The sequence below is a fragment of the Massilimicrobiota sp. An105 genome (genome assembly GCF_002161155.1).
Taxonomy (GTDB): Bacteria; Bacillota_I; Bacilli_A; order Erysipelotrichales; family Coprobacillaceae; genus Allocoprobacillus; species Allocoprobacillus merdigallinarum.
In genome coordinates, this window is the sequence record NZ_NFLY01000025.1 from 1 (window position 1) to 16,186 (window position 16,186).

General features: G+C 30.8%; 17 protein-coding genes. 10 read left to right on the top strand and 7 right to left on the bottom strand.

All coding sequences use genetic code 11. The features are described from left to right. Nucleotides 1–243 precede the first annotated feature (243 nt). Genes B5E48_RS08070 through B5E48_RS08085 form a run of 4 tightly spaced genes read left to right on the top strand, consistent with a single transcriptional unit; the run spans nt 244 to nt 3,235 of the window. Nucleotides 244–465 carry a hypothetical protein gene (locus tag B5E48_RS08070; RefSeq protein ID WP_087304697.1) on the top strand — a complete coding sequence of 74 codons (222 nt, stop codon included), beginning with the start codon at nt 244–246 and terminating at the stop codon, nt 463–465. After that, nucleotides 462–1,265, top strand: coding sequence for an aldo/keto reductase (locus tag B5E48_RS08075; protein WP_087304698.1), 804 nt, complete (start codon nt 462–464; stop codon nt 1,263–1,265). The genes B5E48_RS08070 and B5E48_RS08075 overlap by 4 nt, the downstream gene beginning before the upstream one ends. 12 nt (nt 1,266–1,277) lie before the next feature. Then, complete coding sequence (locus B5E48_RS08080) at nt 1,278–2,186, top strand: aldo/keto reductase (protein ID WP_087304699.1); 909 nt, start codon at nt 1,278–1,280, stop codon at nt 2,184–2,186. A gap of 59 nt (nt 2,187–2,245) precedes the next feature. Further along, the gene (locus tag B5E48_RS08085; RefSeq protein WP_087304700.1) at nt 2,246–3,235 is read left to right on the top strand and encodes an alpha/beta hydrolase; all 990 of its coding nucleotides are present in this window, start codon (nt 2,246–2,248) and stop codon (nt 3,233–3,235) included. Between the two features lie 53 nt (nt 3,236–3,288). Here B5E48_RS08085 and B5E48_RS08090 read toward each other — a convergent pair whose 3' ends face one another. Further along, nucleotides 3,289–4,146 (bottom strand): MurR/RpiR family transcriptional regulator, encoded by an 858-nt coding sequence (locus B5E48_RS08090; RefSeq protein WP_158097272.1) that lies wholly within the window; start codon nt 4,144–4,146, stop codon nt 3,289–3,291. 199 nt (nt 4,147–4,345) lie between these two features. Between B5E48_RS08090 and B5E48_RS08095 the strand changes: the two genes are divergently transcribed. Both B5E48_RS08095 and B5E48_RS08100 read left to right on the top strand, forming a co-directional pair. Next, nucleotides 4,346–5,821, top strand: coding sequence for a glycoside hydrolase family 1 protein (locus tag B5E48_RS08095; protein ID WP_087304702.1), 1,476 nt, complete (start codon nt 4,346–4,348; stop codon nt 5,819–5,821). Between the two features lie 11 nt (nt 5,822–5,832). After that, nucleotides 5,833–6,396 (top strand): flavodoxin family protein, encoded by a 564-nt coding sequence (locus B5E48_RS08100; protein ID WP_087304703.1) that lies wholly within the window; start codon nt 5,833–5,835, stop codon nt 6,394–6,396. A 279-nt stretch (nt 6,397–6,675) separates the two neighbouring features. Here B5E48_RS08100 and B5E48_RS08105 read toward each other — a convergent pair whose 3' ends face one another. The 3 genes from B5E48_RS08105 to B5E48_RS08115 form a co-directional block, all read right to left on the bottom strand. Further along, entirely contained in the window at nt 6,676–8,274 is a 1,599-nt protein-coding gene (locus B5E48_RS08105; RefSeq protein ID WP_087297907.1) for a potassium/proton antiporter, read from the bottom strand. A gap of 145 nt (nt 8,275–8,419) precedes the next feature. Then, complete coding sequence (locus B5E48_RS08110; protein WP_087304704.1) at nt 8,420–8,956, bottom strand: hypothetical protein; 537 nt, start codon at nt 8,954–8,956, stop codon at nt 8,420–8,422. Between the two features lie 16 nt (nt 8,957–8,972). Then, entirely contained in the window at nt 8,973–10,430 is a 1,458-nt protein-coding gene (locus B5E48_RS08115; RefSeq protein ID WP_241146951.1) for a PstS family phosphate ABC transporter substrate-binding protein, read from the bottom strand. Between the two features lie 192 nt (nt 10,431–10,622). On the opposite strand from B5E48_RS08115, the gene B5E48_RS08120 reads away from it, so the two are divergent. Then, on the top strand, nt 10,623–11,156 hold the full coding sequence (locus tag B5E48_RS08120; protein ID WP_087304705.1) for a hypothetical protein: 534 nt from the start codon (nt 10,623–10,625) through the stop codon (nt 11,154–11,156). A gap of 22 nt (nt 11,157–11,178) precedes the next feature. Here B5E48_RS08120 and B5E48_RS08125 read toward each other — a convergent pair whose 3' ends face one another. Then, nucleotides 11,179–11,556 carry a CoA-binding protein gene (locus tag B5E48_RS08125; RefSeq protein WP_087304706.1) on the bottom strand — a complete coding sequence of 126 codons (378 nt, stop codon included), beginning with the start codon at nt 11,554–11,556 and terminating at the stop codon, nt 11,179–11,181. Between the two features lie 162 nt (nt 11,557–11,718). On the opposite strand from B5E48_RS08125, the gene mnmG reads away from it, so the two are divergent. Continuing rightward, on the top strand, nt 11,719–13,572 hold the full coding sequence (gene mnmG, locus B5E48_RS08130) for a tRNA uridine-5-carboxymethylaminomethyl(34) synthesis enzyme MnmG (protein WP_087304707.1): 1,854 nt from the start codon (nt 11,719–11,721) through the stop codon (nt 13,570–13,572). 9 nt (nt 13,573–13,581) lie between these two features. Beyond that, on the top strand, nt 13,582–14,286 hold the full coding sequence (rsmG, locus tag B5E48_RS08135; RefSeq protein WP_087304708.1) for a 16S rRNA (guanine(527)-N(7))-methyltransferase RsmG: 705 nt from the start codon (nt 13,582–13,584) through the stop codon (nt 14,284–14,286). A 102-nt stretch (nt 14,287–14,388) separates the two neighbouring features. Here the strand turns inward: rsmG and B5E48_RS08140 are convergent, their stop codons facing one another. Both B5E48_RS08140 and B5E48_RS08145 read right to left on the bottom strand, forming a co-directional pair. Then, on the bottom strand, nt 14,389–14,706 hold the full coding sequence (locus B5E48_RS08140) for a type II toxin-antitoxin system RelE/ParE family toxin (RefSeq protein WP_087297912.1): 318 nt from the start codon (nt 14,704–14,706) through the stop codon (nt 14,389–14,391). Beyond that, a complete protein-coding gene (locus tag B5E48_RS08145) occupies nt 14,706–14,981 on the bottom strand; it encodes a type II toxin-antitoxin system Phd/YefM family antitoxin (protein WP_087297913.1) in 276 nt (91 codons plus the stop codon). Before B5E48_RS08145 ends, B5E48_RS08140 begins: the two co-directional genes overlap by 1 nt. Before the next feature lie 287 nt (nt 14,982–15,268). On the opposite strand from B5E48_RS08145, the gene B5E48_RS08150 reads away from it, so the two are divergent. Further along, nucleotides 15,269–16,123: a zinc ribbon domain-containing protein gene (locus B5E48_RS08150; protein ID WP_087304709.1), complete on the top strand. Its 855-nt coding sequence runs from the start codon at nt 15,269–15,271 to the stop codon at nt 16,121–16,123. Nucleotides 16,124–16,186: the final 63 nt, after the last annotated feature.

The window sequence follows — 16,186 nt, forward strand, 5'->3', positions numbered from 1 at the left end:
AACAAATAGGAATCAATGAAAAAGAATATATAGAATTCGCTAGAGAAGTCATCAAGCCATTAGATAAGCACTAATGGCTTGATATCTATATAGATGTATAATTTTAGTAGAAGTTGACGTTCTATCACCTCATTTTCAGTTTATCATATATAGATATTCATTATAAGAATAATTAAATATAGAAATTAAATATTTTACATATCTATACCGTGTTTATATAATGATGGTGAAAGAGGTGATGAAGTGAGTGATCAAGAAATTATCCAGAATCTAAAAGATGCAGGATGTCGTGATGAAATCATTGATCTATGTTGTCAATCATTAAATAATAAAGATTTATTAACAATGTATCAGATTTTACAGAAACATCGTCAAACATTATTAAATAACTTACATATTTATCAAAAGAAATTAGATTGTTTAGATTATTTACTTTTTCAAATAGAAAAGAGTGGTGAATTATGAAATATGTCACATTAAATAATGGAGTTCAAATGCCAATGCTGGGTCTTGGAACATGGGACTTACGTGGTGAAGAAGGAAAACAGGCGATAATCAATGCTTTGGATGTTGGATATCGTTTGATTGATACAGCTAAGATGTATGGCAATGAAGATATAGTTGGTCAAGCTATAGTGGAAAGTGGTATAACAAGAAGCGAAATCTTTATCACCACAAAACTTAATTCATCCTGTCTTGGTTATAGCCAGGCCAAAAAAGGAATTGAACAATCATTAAAAGAATTACAGACTGATTATATTGATTTGTTGTTGATTCATGAACCTTATGTAAAATCATTAGACATGTATAAAGCTATGAAGGAAGCTTATCAACAAAAGAAAGTCAGAGCGATTGGTATTTCTAATTTTCAAGGACAGCATTATGATTATTTTATACAAAACTGTGGCATGATACCAGCTGTTCATCAGATAGAATCACATGTTTATCATTCACAGTTAAAATTTAAGCAAAGAATGGAAAAAGATAGTGTACAAATGGAATCTTGGGCATCTTTTACAGAAGGTAGAAAAGATATTTTTCATGAACCATTGTTGATGGAGATAGCTAACAAGTATCATAAAAGTGTCGCACAAATTGCATTGGCTTATTTGATTCAAAATGGTATTGTGGTGATTCCTAAAACAATTCATAAAGAAAGAATGATTGAGAATATGGATGTTTTTGATATTGTTTTGAGCCAAGATGATATGTATCGCATTCAAACATTAGATCTAGGACAATCATTATTTCACTGGTATGATTAAAGGAGTATCCATATGAGAAGATTAACATTAATAGGATTAGTTGTATCTTTGATTTGTCTATGTGGCTGCCAAAAAGAAGATCAAGAACAGCCTGTATCTTCATCTTATGTATTTCACTTAGATGAGGGCTATGTCACTTTAAATAGTGGTTATGATATGCCTACCAATGGAATAGGAACTTATAGTTTAACAGGAGATGAATGTTATAAGGCCATTACAAGTGCATTAAAATCAGGGGTGAGACTGATTGACACAGCCTACATGTACCACAATGAAGAAGAAATTGGACAAGCCATCAGAGATTCAGGAATTGACCGTGAAGATATTTTTGTTATTACAAAGATTTATCCTACACAATATGATAATCCTCAAGAAGCCATAGATATGGCTTTAGAGAAACTTGATATTGACTATATTGATATGATGTTGTTGCATCATCCTGGTGATGGAGATATAGTAGCTTATCAGATGATGGAAGATTATGTTGAGGAAGGCAAAATACATTCTATAGGATTATCTAATTATTATATTGAAGAATTAGAAAACTTTTTATCTCAAGTGAATATAAAACCAGCTCTTGTTCAAAATGAAATTCATCCCTATTATCAAGAGTTGGATGTTGTGCCTTATATTCAAAGTCAGGGGATAGTGATGCAGGGGTGGTATCCTTTTGGTGGAAGAGGTCATACATCAGAGTTACTCAATGATGAAACAATTGTAGAAATTGCTAATCGTCATCATGTGAGTGCAGCTCAAGTAATCTTAAGATGGAATCTGCAAAGAGAGGTTGTTGTAATACCAGGTTCAAGTAATCCAGAGCATATTCAAGAAAATACAGAAATCTATCATTTTTCATTAACAGATGAAGAAATGAAAATGATTGAAGAGTTGAATCGTGATGAAAAACATGATTGGTATTAAAAATCTTGATCTAAAGTTAACTTTATAGTTTAGAATCATTGGAAATGGAGGAATTAAAAATGGAAGAACAATTACATTTAGTTGAAGAATGGGATAAAACTTTCCCAAAAAGTAAAAAAGTGAATCATAAGAAAGTGACATTTCATAATCGTTATGGCATTACATTAGTGGCTGATTTATATGAACCAAAAGAATATCAGGGAAAATTAGCTGCGATTGCAGTATGTGGACCTTTTGGTGCTGTCAAAGAACAAGCATCAGGCTTATATGCGCAGACAATGGCTGAAAGAGGTTTTTTAACTATAGCTTTTGATCCATCATATACAGGAGAAAGTGGAGGAACACCTCGTTATGTGGCTTCACCTGATATCAATACAGAGGATTTTCAGGCAGCTGTTGATTTCTTATCTATACAAGAAAATGTTGATCCTGAAAAAATCGGTATTATAGGTATTTGTGGTTGGGGTGGACTTGCTTTAAACACTGCATCTATTGATACAAGAGTGAAAGCTACAGTCGCTTCAACAATGTATGATATGTCAAGAGTGGGTTCAAAAGGATATTTTGACGCTAATGATAGTGAAGAAGAAAGATATCAGTTACGTCTTAACTATAATGCACAAAGAATTAAAGATTATCAGTCAGGAACATATCAAAGAGCTGGTGGTGTTGTGGATCCATTACCTGAGGATGCTCCATTTTATGTGAAAGATTATTATGATTATTATAAAACACAACGTGGATATCATAAACGTTCATTAAATTCTAATGAGGGATGGAATGTGATTGGGACGATGTCATTTTTAAATCAACCTATTTTACAATATACAAATGAAATTAGAAATGCTATTTTGATTATTCATGGTGAAAAAGCACATTCTTGTTATATGAGTCAAGACGCTTATCAGGCTATGATGGATCATAATCCATGTCCTGACAATAAAGAGTTATTGATTATTCCTGATGCAGTGCATACGGATTTGTATGATCAGATGGATATCATTCCATTTGATAAAATAGCTGACTTTATGAATACTTATTTGAAATAGAAAAAATGAGTTCATTATCAAATGATAGTGAACTCATTTTTTAAAGAACTTCTTTAAAGAACTTCTTTTTTATCTGTTTTTTGAATATAATCTTTTCTTTTTTGTAGATTAATTTCATAATTTTTACTGAAGACACAGGCATATAAAACATCTAAAAGATAATGAATAGCCTGATTAGAAGCAAAAGGTGCTATTTTTGCATATCTTTTTTCTTTGTCTGGAATATAAAGATGAGCTTTTGTACAGGCAACAAGTCTATTATCATGATATCCAGTTATAGAAATCGTTGGACATGGACAATTGATAATAAGAGGTGTTAAATCCAAATCTTGAAATGTTTCACCAGAATAAGAGATAAAAATACAACAATCATCTTTTTTTATTGTTTGGAATATAAAACTGAAATCATCTCTATTTGTAATAATGGTAACTGGTTTAAATAGAAATCTCATTTTATATTGAAAATCATGGGTAATAGAAGCTGTATTAGACATAGCAAAGATGTAGACACGACTGCAAGATGAAAGAAACATAACGGATTTTGATAATTCATCGTGGTGAAGAAGTTGAGCTGTTTCATGAATAACATTGCTTTCCAGTTGTTCTATATGTGATGCAATTGTTTGAATGGAGTCACCATATGAAAAGGGAAAGTTGGCATCTATAAGATGATCTGATTTATACAAATAATTTTTTTCTGTAAAAATAGCTGATCTTAAAGAAAGCCAGCCATCATAACCGAGTTTCTTTGCCAATCTGATAGTCGTTGAAGCAGATGTATAAGTTGCTTTAGAAATATCTGATGCGGATAATTGTAATATATCTCCTTCATATTGTATAAGATAATTGGCGACAGTGATTTCATTGGGTGATAAGTTTTCTGTATTTTGCAATTTGTCCAGTACAATCATAATCATACCTCCGTTGATAATATTATAAATAGAATTGAATTGAAATTCCAGTTTTATATATTTTTCAAAAAGAAACTCTGGAAAGTTATTTCAATGAAATGGCAGGATATTGTATTTGGATATGCTTTTATCAATAATGTAGATAGACAAGATTCATCATAGCTTGTCTTTATAAAAAATTTAAAGGAGGAGATAAGGTATGAGTTTTTCAAAAGATTTTTTATGGGGAACTTCAATCAGTGCAGCACAAGCTGAAGGAGGCTGGAATGAAGGGGGAAGAGCACCTGTTCAAGTTGATTTTGCTGATGTGGGATCTGCATCATCAAGTGGTAGACATTTGATTTATAAGAAAAAAGATGGTAGCAAAGGAGAATTAACGGGAGCTTATGCTATGTTTCCGCATTTACCTGAAGGAGGAGAATATGCATCTTTTGATGATGTTTATTATTCAAATAGAAAAGCTTCAGATTTTTATCATCATTATAAAGAAGATATTGCTTTGATGGCAGAAATGGGATTTTCAACATTTAATACAACGATTTCCTGGGCACGTATTTTTCCATATGGGATTCAAGGTGGAGTCAACCAGGAAGGTGTAGAGTTTTATAGAAATGTTTTTAAAGAATTAAGAAAATATAATATTGATCCTATTATTACACTTTATAAATATGATGAACCTATTTATTTTGAACAGACGTATGGTGGCTGGTCAAATAGAAAAATGATTGATGAATTTGTAAAATTTGCTAGAGTCTGCTTTATTGAGTATAAAGATTTAGTTAACAAGTGGATCACTTTTAATGAGATTAATGTTCTACTTTTGTTTAGAAATCTACCACATAATCAAAAAATAGCTCAGGAGCGCTATCAGGAATTGCACCATCAGTTAGTTGCTTCCGCAAGGACTGTTAAACTAGCTCATCAAATCAATCCTCAAAATAAGGTGGGGTGTATGATGGCAGGAATGTGTACATATCCTTTAACACCTGATCCTGTAGATGTCATGGAAAATTACAAATACTTCCAAGATATTTTCTGTTATGCAACTGATACTATGATTAGAGGTCAATATCCATCATTTGCAAAACGCATGTGGAAAGAAGATGAAGTTGAAGTCATTATGACTGATCAGGATTTAAAAGATTTAAAAGAAGGAACAGTAGAATTTTTAGGTTTCTCTTATTATATGTCACAATGTCGAACAACACATACAGATGCTAATATGACAAAAGGAAATATTTTTACTGGTTTTGAAAATCCTTATTTACAAAAAAGTGAATGGGGTTGGCAAATTGATCCTTTAGGACTTAAGTATTATATGCATTACATTTATGATCGCTATCAGATTCCTTTATTGATTATTGAAAATGGCTTAGGAGCTACTGATCAGGTCGAAGAAGATGGTTCTATTCATGACAGTTATCGTATCAATTATCTAAGAGAACATATTTCAGCAATGAAAGAAGCTGTAGAAGAGGGTGTTGATTTGATGGGATATACAACATGGGGAGGTATTGATTTAGTCAGTGCCAGTACTGGGCAAATAGAAAAAAGATATGGACTGATTTATGTAGATGCTAATGACAAAGGTGAAGGAACTTATAAAAGAATAAAAAAAGATAGTTTTTATTGGTATAAAAAAGTATGTGAATCAAATGGTGAAGATTTAGAATAAATGGAGGGAGTATGAAAGTTTTAGGTATTAATGGAAGTGCAAGAAAAGACAGTCATACAACAAGATTGATGAAATATATTTTTGAAGAGTTAAATAAAGAAGGAATAGAAACCAAGTTAATAACTCTCTATGATAAGAAAATCAATCCTTGTCATGCCTGTTGGGCTTGTCAGGGTAGAAAAAATTGTGTTTATCAGGATGATTTTCATGATGTATTTAATCAAATGATGGAAGCAGATGGAATGATATTAGGATCACCAGTTTATATGGCGAATATATCTTCATCTATGCAGGCTCTATTAGAACGAGCAGCAGTTGTTTTAGATGTGAATAAAGAGAATCTATCTATGAAATATAAAGTGGGTGCATCTATTGTATCGCTTCGACGTGGTGGAGGTCTAAATGCAGTAGATGCAATGAATCATTTCTTTTTGAATCATGAAATGATTGTTGTAGGATCAACATATTGGAATATGGTTTATAGTCAATTATCTAGAGAGGCTGAAATGGATTTAGAAGGAATAGAAAACATAAAAAATATTGGTCAAAATATGGCATGTATTCTTAAAAAATAAATAATGATGATTTAAATAATATTGAATAAAGGGAAGTTAATACGATTCAAATAAGCAGACATTATGTTGAATGCCAAATTAAATAAAAAGAAAAATAAAGAAAAAGGTATAGCCTATTACACGCAAGAGCGATTAAAGAAAATGGACTATGCGTTTTCACGATAGTCCATACGTAAATTAAAGATAAATAGTAAATTGGTAAGCCGTATGCATTAATAGTGCACGTACGGTTTGATAAGGGGTTAGTCTAGCGATAGATTAACCTACTTTATTCGATGTTTATATTTCATCCTGTGTTTCAATTGTCACAAGAATATCATTTTCTAAAATAGGCGTTGTTCCATTAGGGATAATAGATTGATGATTTCTTTGAATCATGATAATTAACTGTTTAGCAGGTAAAGAAATATCCTTAACAAGCTTATCTTTCCATTTATGTGATGAATGAATATGGGTTTCATCTAAACGAATGTTTTCCCTGTTTTCAAATTGCTTTGCGGCTAAAACAAGTAAATCTCCTTCTAATATTTCTGTATCACCATTAGGAATCAAAGTTTGGTGATCTCTTGCGATTAAAATAACTAACAAATCATCAGCATTAATATCTTTAAGCTTCAGGTTTTTAAAATGATGATGATGACCTATTTTCATTTTCACAAAACACATATCATTATCTTCCTGATAATCATTAAATGTACGTAATATATCAACTTGTGGGTTGATCATATGACATTTCTTTGAAATCCATGGTAGAAGTGAGCCTTGAATAGAAAGTGAAAATAAGACAATACAAAAGACAAGATTAAATAAATCAAATGGTAAATCAACTTGATAAAGCACAGCGTATATCGCAAAGACGATTGATGCTACACCTCTTAATCCTGCCCATGATACAACGGTCATTTGTCGCAATGGTGAACGAAACATACCAAGGAGTACAGAAATAGATAAAGGACGAGCTACAAATGTTAAGAAAATCATAATCAAAATGGCAGGAATAATAACTTCTGGAAGTTCAGATGGTGTGACAAGTAATCCTAGTAAAAAGAAGATTAAGACTTGTGCCATTTTTGTAAGAGTTTCATAAAAATGAACCATGTCTTTTTTATGGGGAATATAACTATTACCTAAAATGATGCCACAAATATAAACACTTAAATATCCATTTCCACCAATCAGATTAGAAAAAGCATAAGTGATAATACTGCTTGCAAAAATAATAACTGTATTTTCATAGCTTTCATTGACATGAACTTCATTTAAAATTTTCACTATGATTTTTCCAATACAAAAACCACATAATAAACCAAAGATGATTTGTTGAAAAATCATAACTGGTAAAGATATGTTTTGTCCTGTCATAATCATAATCACAGATATTGTTAACATATATGAAACAGGGTCATTCGATCCTGATTCAATTTCTAATAATGAGTCTGTTCCATACTTTAAAGATAAATGACGAGAACGTAAAATATTAAAGACAGATGTAGCATCAGTAGAAGAAATGACGGATCCAATTAATAAACTCTGTAACCACGATAAATCTAAAACATAATAAACAAATCCCGCAACCAGCAATGCTGTTAATAAGACACCGAGTGTTGATAAGACAATAGATTTGACAATTACTGGTTTGGCTACTTTCAAATTGGTTCCAAAACCACCAAAGAACATGATAAATATCAAACTGGTTGAACAAATCATTTCGGCAATCTGATAATCATTAAAAACAACACCTAAAATACCATTTTCACCTAAAAGCATTCCTAAAAGAATAAAAAACAAAAGAGAAGGAATAGCCAATTTATCTAAAAAACGATTTAATAAAATACATATAAGAATAACACATCCAACTAATACAAAATATAAATCCATCGCATCATCTCCTTCCAAACTATATCATTTATTTGTGTATCCCATAATAACAAAAGATGAAAAAACGAAAATCTTTGTATAGAGAATAAATACTATACAAAGATTTTATTCATTAATAAGTTTTAAACTGTTCGTTATAGTAAGCTTAATAACAGACAGTATGAGCTATGTCTGGTGAAGGAAGATAAGCATAGTGCTCTTGAATTTGTTGACTTAAATCAAATGAATGGGATGAGTGATTTAAGATATGATTTTGTATTTGAGGTGGAAATAGCCTTTGAATAGAATCAATATAAAGATCTCCACTTTCCGGCGTTTCACATTGAATGACCTGGTTATCTTTGTAAGTGATTTTATAAGGAATAGAAAAGCTTTCGTCTTGAATAAGTTCATCATTCAAAACATAGAAACTTTCTAAATGTATCCACATAAAGATATGTTGATAATGACCTGTTTCTTCAATACCATAAGGAATATAATCTGTAAAAATATGATAGTCTTCCTTATCTTTATGATAAGAAGCATTCTTTTGTTTGGATATGACATAGTCTAAGGCTTTGGAATATAGTGTGTCTTCTTTTGCAACATGTGTCATCGAATCCTTTGTTATTGGACTTAAACAAAATAGACAGATGATTATCATAATGATGACCAAAAGTGATAAGCTGATTACTTTTTTCATGAATGAAACTCCTTTTCTAATTTAATGCACAATAACCTGTTTTTTCAATAATATATTGTCCCTGTGAAGAGAGAAGATAGTCTTTTAATTTTTTAACATTTTCTTTCTGATTTGATTTTAAAGTCACACAATATAAATAAGTAGATATAGGATATGTCTGATTTTTAATGTTTTCAGTCGTTGGCTCAACACCATCAACAGATAATATTTTCACATTTTGTTCTTGATGAAGCCCTTCTAAAAAGTATCTAAATGTATATCCAATGGCATCTTTTTCACCATTATATTGGGCTGTATCAGTAATAATACCAGTCATTGCTGAAACATATTCGTATTGAAGAGGTTCCTTTAATGAAACATCTCCCATGAAATGGGTCATCATAGATTGGCTGCCAGATCTTTCTGGTCTTTGAAAAGCAAGAATGGCTTTGTTTAGTCCACCAACTTCCTGCCAGTTTGTAATATCGCCATGATAGATATCTTTAATTTGTTGCGTCGATAAATGAGAAACAGGATTATCCTCATTAACAAAGAATACAAAAGCTTCCTGACCGATAGGTGTATATTCAAATTCAACACCAGCCTCTCTAGCCTCGTCTAATTGTGACTGAGATGGTTTGGCTCCAAAGAACATATCAACTTCACCATTGATTAAACGTGTATAACCTACAGATGTATTGGTGAATGTGACAATTTTGCCATTGGTATTATAATAATTGTAGTCTTCTGTTTCACTATAGGCTTTTTCTATCTGATCAATATCTTTATAGACAGCTTTCGCAATGGCACTGTAGACAGGATAACAGGCTTCAGCACCATCAAGAATAGGCATGTCTTTTTCATTTTCAATAGTAAAAGTACTTGGTTCTTGAAGCTCTACAAGCTGGCTATTTTCTGTGTAAGGATAGAAGTGAGATAAATCAGTGCTGGAATAACCATTCATGTAGTCAAAATCATGTCCGCCCTTAAATTTTTGAGAAGGGCTATTCTGATAAATGTACATACTGGTCGTTGTTGTTATTATCATGACTAATGACCATATAGTGATACGACGTGTTTGGATTTGAGGTTTTGTCATAGCATAAATGAAAATGAAATGGGCAAGAAGAATGATAATAGGACTGATAAAAACAACGGAGTAATTTCCAAATGTCGTAGAGGATAAAATTAATGGACTAAAAGGAAGGGTCATAATATAGAAGATATTCCAGTAAGGAGAAGATAAATAACCTTGAGAAAGAATAAAAGAAATACATAGAGCTATTGAAATCAATAGAACAAGGAAAGCTTGAAAAAGAAAATAGTCTTTTTGAAGATTGTTTTTTCTTTTGAGCATAAATGTGTAAATCCATAAAAAGAGGATCATGATAGGAAGATAAAGTTCAGGTACATACATAAATCCAATAGCAGGTATAGAGAGAAAAAAATAAAGTAAGATGTAACGTGAAAAAAAGTAATATAAATATTGTTTCATAAGACTCACCTTCCTACTTTTATTATAATATAAAGATGTGTACGATTAATGGAAATATGATGATGAAAACATATTTTTTATTTTACATAAAATTAACTTAAACTTCATATTAACAAATCGCAAAGCCAGGTGGATTATGACATGATATAAAATGAATAAGAATGGAAAGGTTTTTTATAAGGAGATTTACACATGTTTATGAATCATTTGAAAAAGTATTTGAATATGTATATTTTTTTATTATTGCTTATCATTATTGGATGTCTTGTCATGATTATGCGACATCAGCCACAAGATTTTTATAGTTATCTTATTCAAGATATATCAAAAAGAGATCGTCATTTTGAAACAATTGAAAAAGTAAAATATCAGGATGGATTATATTTTATTTCTTATCTTGATGATCAAGCTCAAAGCCATTTGCTTATTTATGAAAATGTTCAGAATTTATGGATGAACGACTATCAGTTTTGGGGAGGGTCATCTTCTTCTCAGGATATAGATACTTTCAATTATGCAGATTCTCATCAGGCTATTATTGTTGTTTATGGGAAAAATAAACAAAATGCTTCTCAATATTCTTTTGTGAATGATGGGAAGGTTTATGAAAAAGAAATCAATGATTCCCATATCCTTGACATTTATATGTTAGATGGGGATTCCTGTCATATAGATGATTGGACTTTATATGACCAAAATCATCAAATCATACAAAATTGGACATAAAAAAATCAGTTTTTAAACTGATTTACTCTGTTTCAACTAAGATACAGGCAAGAATAGGTGTAATGCCTTGATCTTTCATATATTGTAATAATTGATCATCATATGTTTCTGGTTGCATCCATGCATAACGAATACCAATGCCAGACATTTCATCAATGTAATCATAGGCATATTTTGGATTGACCACAAAAACCACAACATCAATAGGATGATCAATAGCTTCTAAATGAGGATAAATATGATAATCATCTATATTCTGATAGATAGGGGATACACCATAAGTCTGATATCCCTTTTCTAATAAACGCTTAAAGATTTTATAACCGTATTTTTCTTGATTAGGAGTGACTCCTACAACTGCAAAATGATAATATTTTTCTAATATGTCTTTAGGATTCATAAGTTTTCACCTCAAAAGTATTATAGCATATGCTTCATTTTATGCGCAACAAAACTTCAAGATACCTAAAAGTTTTATCTATTAAGAATGTATGAATAATTCAATTTGATAATATGAATATTTTGTGCTAAGATGAAACAGATTAAAGGAGTGTGAGGGAAAATGTATGATGTCATTGTTGTAGGAGGAGGACATGCAGGAATTGAAGCATGTTTAGCTACGTCAAGAATAGGGAAGAAAACATTGTTAGTGACATCGAATTTTGAAAATGTCGGATCTATGCCTTGTAATACTTCTATCGGTGGACCAGCAAAAGGAATTATTGTCAGAGAGATAGATGCTTTAGGTGGTCAGATGGGGAAAACAACGGATGCGACATACTTGCAAATGAAGATGTTAAATACGGCCAAAGGACCAGGAGTCCAATCATTACGTGCTCAGGCAGATAAAAAAGCCTATCCACGTTATATGCAAAATGTCTTAAAACAACAGGAAAACTTAGATATCATAGAAGCTATGGTTGAAGGATTAATCATTGAAAATCAGACAGTCAAAGGAGTGACTTTGGCTGATGGCACAGCTTATGAGGGACAAACTGTCATTTTAACAACAGGAACTTATTTAAAAGCTGAAGTCATGGTTGGAGATCAAAAGACACCAAGTGGACCTGATCAGGAAAAGCCATCATTGTATTTATCTGATCAACTGAGAGATTTAGGCTTCCGTATTCAAAGACTGAAAACAGGAACACCTCCAAGAGTAGAAATCAACAGTGTGGATTATTCAAAAACACAATTACAGCCAGGCACTGACGAACCTCTTGCATTTAGTTATGAAACAACAACATTTGTTCCTATTGAAAAACAAACTCCTTGTTATTTAACATATACAAATGAAACAACACATCAAATTATTAAAGATAATTTATCAAGATGTAGTATGTATTCTGGGATTGTCAAAGGAATAGGACCAAGATATTGTCCTTCTATTGAAGATAAAGTTGTGAAATTTTCTGATAAACCACAACATCAGATTTTCTTAGAACCAGAATCCAAAGAAATGAATACCATTTATGTTCAAGGTTTTTCAACATCCATGCCTCATGATATTCAAGAACAAATGATACGTACGATTCCAGGATTGGAAAACTGTCAGATTTTAAAATATGCTTATGCGATAGAATATGATGCGATTGATCCATTACAATTATGGCCATCATTAGAAACAAAAGTGATTAAAAATCTTTTTACAGCAGGACAAATCAATGGAACAAGTGGTTATGAAGAAGCGGCAGCTCAAGGATTAATGGCAGGTATTAATGCTGTGAAGACAATCAATCATGAAGAACCATTAATTTTAAAAAGAAATGAGGCTTATATTGGTGTCATGATTGATGATTTGGTTACAAAAGGAACAAAAGAACCCTATCGTATGTTAACATCACGTGCTGAATATCGTTTATTATTAAGACATGATAATGCGGATGAAAGATTAAGACAATATGGATATGATGCAGGTCTTGTTAGAGAGCGAGTTTATCAGGCTTATTTGGAAAAGATGAATCATATTCATAATGAAATAGAAAGATTAGATACTATTCGTTTTACACCAAAACATGAAATCAATGAATTATTAGTACAATTAGGATCTACACCTTTAAAAGAAGGTATCAGTGCTAAAGGATTATTACAGAGACCAGAGATGGATTATCAGAAGTTAAAACCATATATTGAGGATGCTCATTTAACTTTAGAAGAAGAAAAAAGAGTGACAATTCTTATTAAATATAAAGGATATATTGATAAGACTTTAAGACAAGTAGAAAAACAACGAAAAATGGAAGAAAAACAGATTCCTCAAGATATTGATTATGAAGATGTTTTAAATCTTTCTTTGGAAGCAAAACAAAAGTTATCTCAGATTAGACCAGTTACAATTGCTCAGGCATCAAGAATTTCAGGTATCAATCCAGCCGATATTTCAGTCTTGTTGATCTATTTAAAACAACATTATTAAGAGGTATATATGAATCAGGAACAATTTATACAAGCCCTTTTAGATAAAGGTATCACTTTAACATCAAAACAACTCGAACAGTTTGAAAACTATTATCAAACATTAGTTGAATGGAATCAAAAAATGAATTTAACAGCCATTACTCAAAAAGAAGATGTTTATTTGAAACATTTCTATGATTCATTAACGATTTCATTTGATTATGCATTGTCCAATCAATCTTTATGTGATGTAGGCGCAGGAGCAGGTTTCCCTTCTATTCCTTTAAAGATTGTCTATCCAGAATTAAAAGTTACTATAGTTGATTCACTTTCAAAGCGTATTACATTTTTAAAACATTTAATCCAAGTTTTAGATTTAAAAGATGTTGATGCTATAAGTGCGAGAGCTGAAGAATATGCAGTTAAACATCGTGAATCATTTGATATTGTGACAGCAAGAGCAGTCGCTAGATTAAATATTTTAGATGAATTATGCTTGCCTTTAGTGAAAGTTGATGGAGATTTTATAACTTTAAAAGGATTAAAAGCTCAAGAAGAACTACAGGAAGCTATGCAGGGTATAGAAAAATTAGGTGGAAAAGTCATGAGACAGGAAAGCTTCACTTTAACAGATGAAAACGATCATCGTTGTAACATCTATATACATAAAGTGAAGAATACTCCATCCAAATACCCTAGAGATTTTAGTAGAATTAAAAAGAAACCATTATAACGCATCAGTTGATGCGTTTTTTCGTACATGATGATTTGATAAGCTTTTATATAATAAAAATCAGCTTTATATCATATAAAGCTGATTGAGGGGATATATGAACTATTTTATAGCATTATTCATATTTGTCTTATTGTATAAGATTCTATATATAGATACAACCTTTGTTTTTTTATCTACACCATAAAATACAATATAATTCCCTACTATAAAATATCTATATTGTTTCTTGAGTGGTTTTATAAAATCGTAATATTGATAAATTTCTGGATTTGTTTTTAATAGTTCTATTTTCTTTTGTACTTCATTGACTAATTTATGAGCTGCAGGTTTATTATCAAGTTTTAATGTGATATATTTTACAATATCATTCAAATCGTCTTTAAATAATTGTAAATATTCTATTTTGTATTCATTCATTAAAGACTATCAATGAATTCATGCAAGTTATTAAATACTTCTTCATGACTTAATCGTTTAGTATTTAATTCAGCATAAATTTCCGCTTCTTTCATTTTTAAATATATTTCATTGTTTTCAATCATTTCTTGATAAGCCTCCATACTCATGAGAACCATGTCTCCATATCCATTCTTTGTTAGATAAATAGGCTGGTTGCTTTCATGTATCTCTTTTGATATTTCAGTTAATTTCGTTCTCAAATCAGATATTGGTCTAATTGTAATATGTTCCATAATGAATCACCTCATTTATAGTATATCATATTTCTATATATATTTATACATAAATATATATAGAAATATAAAATGATAGAGAAAATAGTGTTGTTTATCATGGTTATGATTTATTGATGTGATTGTTTCATTGATTTGGATAGATCGTGAGAAGAAAAGATTTAATATTTACAAATAACAACTTTATAGATGATTAATTATCTAAATATGTAAACTTTTCTTCTATTTTGACTTATAAACAATTATAATAAAAGTATAGAAATCTAATAGGGAAAGGGGAAATCATTATGCGTTGTGATGTATGTGATACAAAAATACCACCGGGAGCAGATAGGTGTCCAAATTGTGGCTATCGTGTTAGACACAGTTCAACAGCGACTCATACGCAGGCAACATCTGCAAATTATCCAGAGCCAGAAGTTTTTAAACCAAAACGTAATAAAAAAATTTATATACCACGTAGAGAAAAATCACGTGATCGTTCTCAACGAACAAAAACATCTACTTTTAGAAAATACATTATTTTTATAGTGGCATTGATTGCTGTTGTTCAGATGGCATCTGTTTTTATTGGAAATATTGTAAGTAATTATAATAGCCATAATTATACAGAGTTTAGTGGAGAATCTTTACAGGAAGGTATTGATAATGGAGATGATGATGGAACTTTGCAGTTGGCACTGGATTATGAAAATGATTTAAAGTCTTTCTTTAGTGATGATTTATTGATGGATGTTGATGTTTCTGAGAGTTATGATATATATGAAGACAATTATAGTGCCTATGTTAATGTATATGGAACAGATAATGTGATAAGTTTAACAGCTTCTATTAATTTTCAAAATCAGGAACCTTATCTTCAATCTATAACTTTATCATGGAATAATCAAGGAACGATTAGAGAAAATGACATCAATTTAGATCAAGCACAGATAGAAAAGATTAATGAAAAGTTTAATATTGATATTTTTGGAGCTATTGAGGAATATAAATCAAAATTAAAAGTTGATGAAGATGATAATACACGTTTTGTTGTGAGTGATTATAAGGATGATGAAAGCATTTATTTGAGTGAATCTTATGGAATTGATGGTGAATATTTCATTTATTTATCTTTAGGACAGGACATTGGTGATAACTAATGTCTTTTTTATTTTCTCAATGAGAAAATGTATTGAAAACAATAAAAAATAATATATAATAAG

Excerpts from the sequence above, each read along its gene's own strand:
- B5E48_RS08075 (WP_087304698.1), top strand. The coding sequence starts at position 462 with ATGAAATATGTCACATTAAATAATGGAGTTCAAATGCCAATGCTGGGT.
- B5E48_RS08080 (WP_087304699.1), top strand. The coding sequence starts at position 1,278 with ATGAGAAGATTAACATTAATAGGATTAGTTGTATCTTTGATTTGTCTA.
- B5E48_RS08085 (WP_087304700.1), top strand. The coding sequence starts at position 2,246 with ATGGAAGAACAATTACATTTAGTTGAAGAATGGGATAAAACTTTCCCA.
- B5E48_RS08090 (WP_158097272.1), bottom strand. The coding sequence starts at position 4,146 with ATGATTGTACTGGACAAATTGCAAAATACAGAAAACTTATCACCCAAT.
- B5E48_RS08095 (WP_087304702.1), top strand. The coding sequence starts at position 4,346 with ATGAGTTTTTCAAAAGATTTTTTATGGGGAACTTCAATCAGTGCAGCA.
- B5E48_RS08100 (WP_087304703.1), top strand. The coding sequence starts at position 5,833 with ATGAAAGTTTTAGGTATTAATGGAAGTGCAAGAAAAGACAGTCATACA.
- B5E48_RS08105 (WP_087297907.1), bottom strand. The coding sequence starts at position 8,274 with ATGGATTTATATTTTGTATTAGTTGGATGTGTTATTCTTATATGTATT.
- B5E48_RS08110 (WP_087304704.1), bottom strand. The coding sequence starts at position 8,956 with ATGAAAAAAGTAATCAGCTTATCACTTTTGGTCATCATTATGATAATC.
- B5E48_RS08115 (WP_241146951.1), bottom strand. The coding sequence starts at position 10,430 with ATGAAACAATATTTATATTACTTTTTTTCACGTTACATCTTACTTTAT.
- B5E48_RS08120 (WP_087304705.1), top strand. The coding sequence starts at position 10,623 with ATGTTTATGAATCATTTGAAAAAGTATTTGAATATGTATATTTTTTTA.
- B5E48_RS08125 (WP_087304706.1), bottom strand. The coding sequence starts at position 11,556 with ATGAATCCTAAAGACATATTAGAAAAATATTATCATTTTGCAGTTGTA.
- mnmG (WP_087304707.1), top strand. The coding sequence starts at position 11,719 with ATGTATGATGTCATTGTTGTAGGAGGAGGACATGCAGGAATTGAAGCA.
- rsmG (WP_087304708.1), top strand. The coding sequence starts at position 13,582 with ATGAATCAGGAACAATTTATACAAGCCCTTTTAGATAAAGGTATCACT.
- B5E48_RS08140 (WP_087297912.1), bottom strand. The coding sequence starts at position 14,706 with ATGAATGAATACAAAATAGAATATTTACAATTATTTAAAGACGATTTG.
- B5E48_RS08145 (WP_087297913.1), bottom strand. The coding sequence starts at position 14,981 with ATGGAACATATTACAATTAGACCAATATCTGATTTGAGAACGAAATTA.
- B5E48_RS08150 (WP_087304709.1), top strand. The coding sequence starts at position 15,269 with ATGCGTTGTGATGTATGTGATACAAAAATACCACCGGGAGCAGATAGG.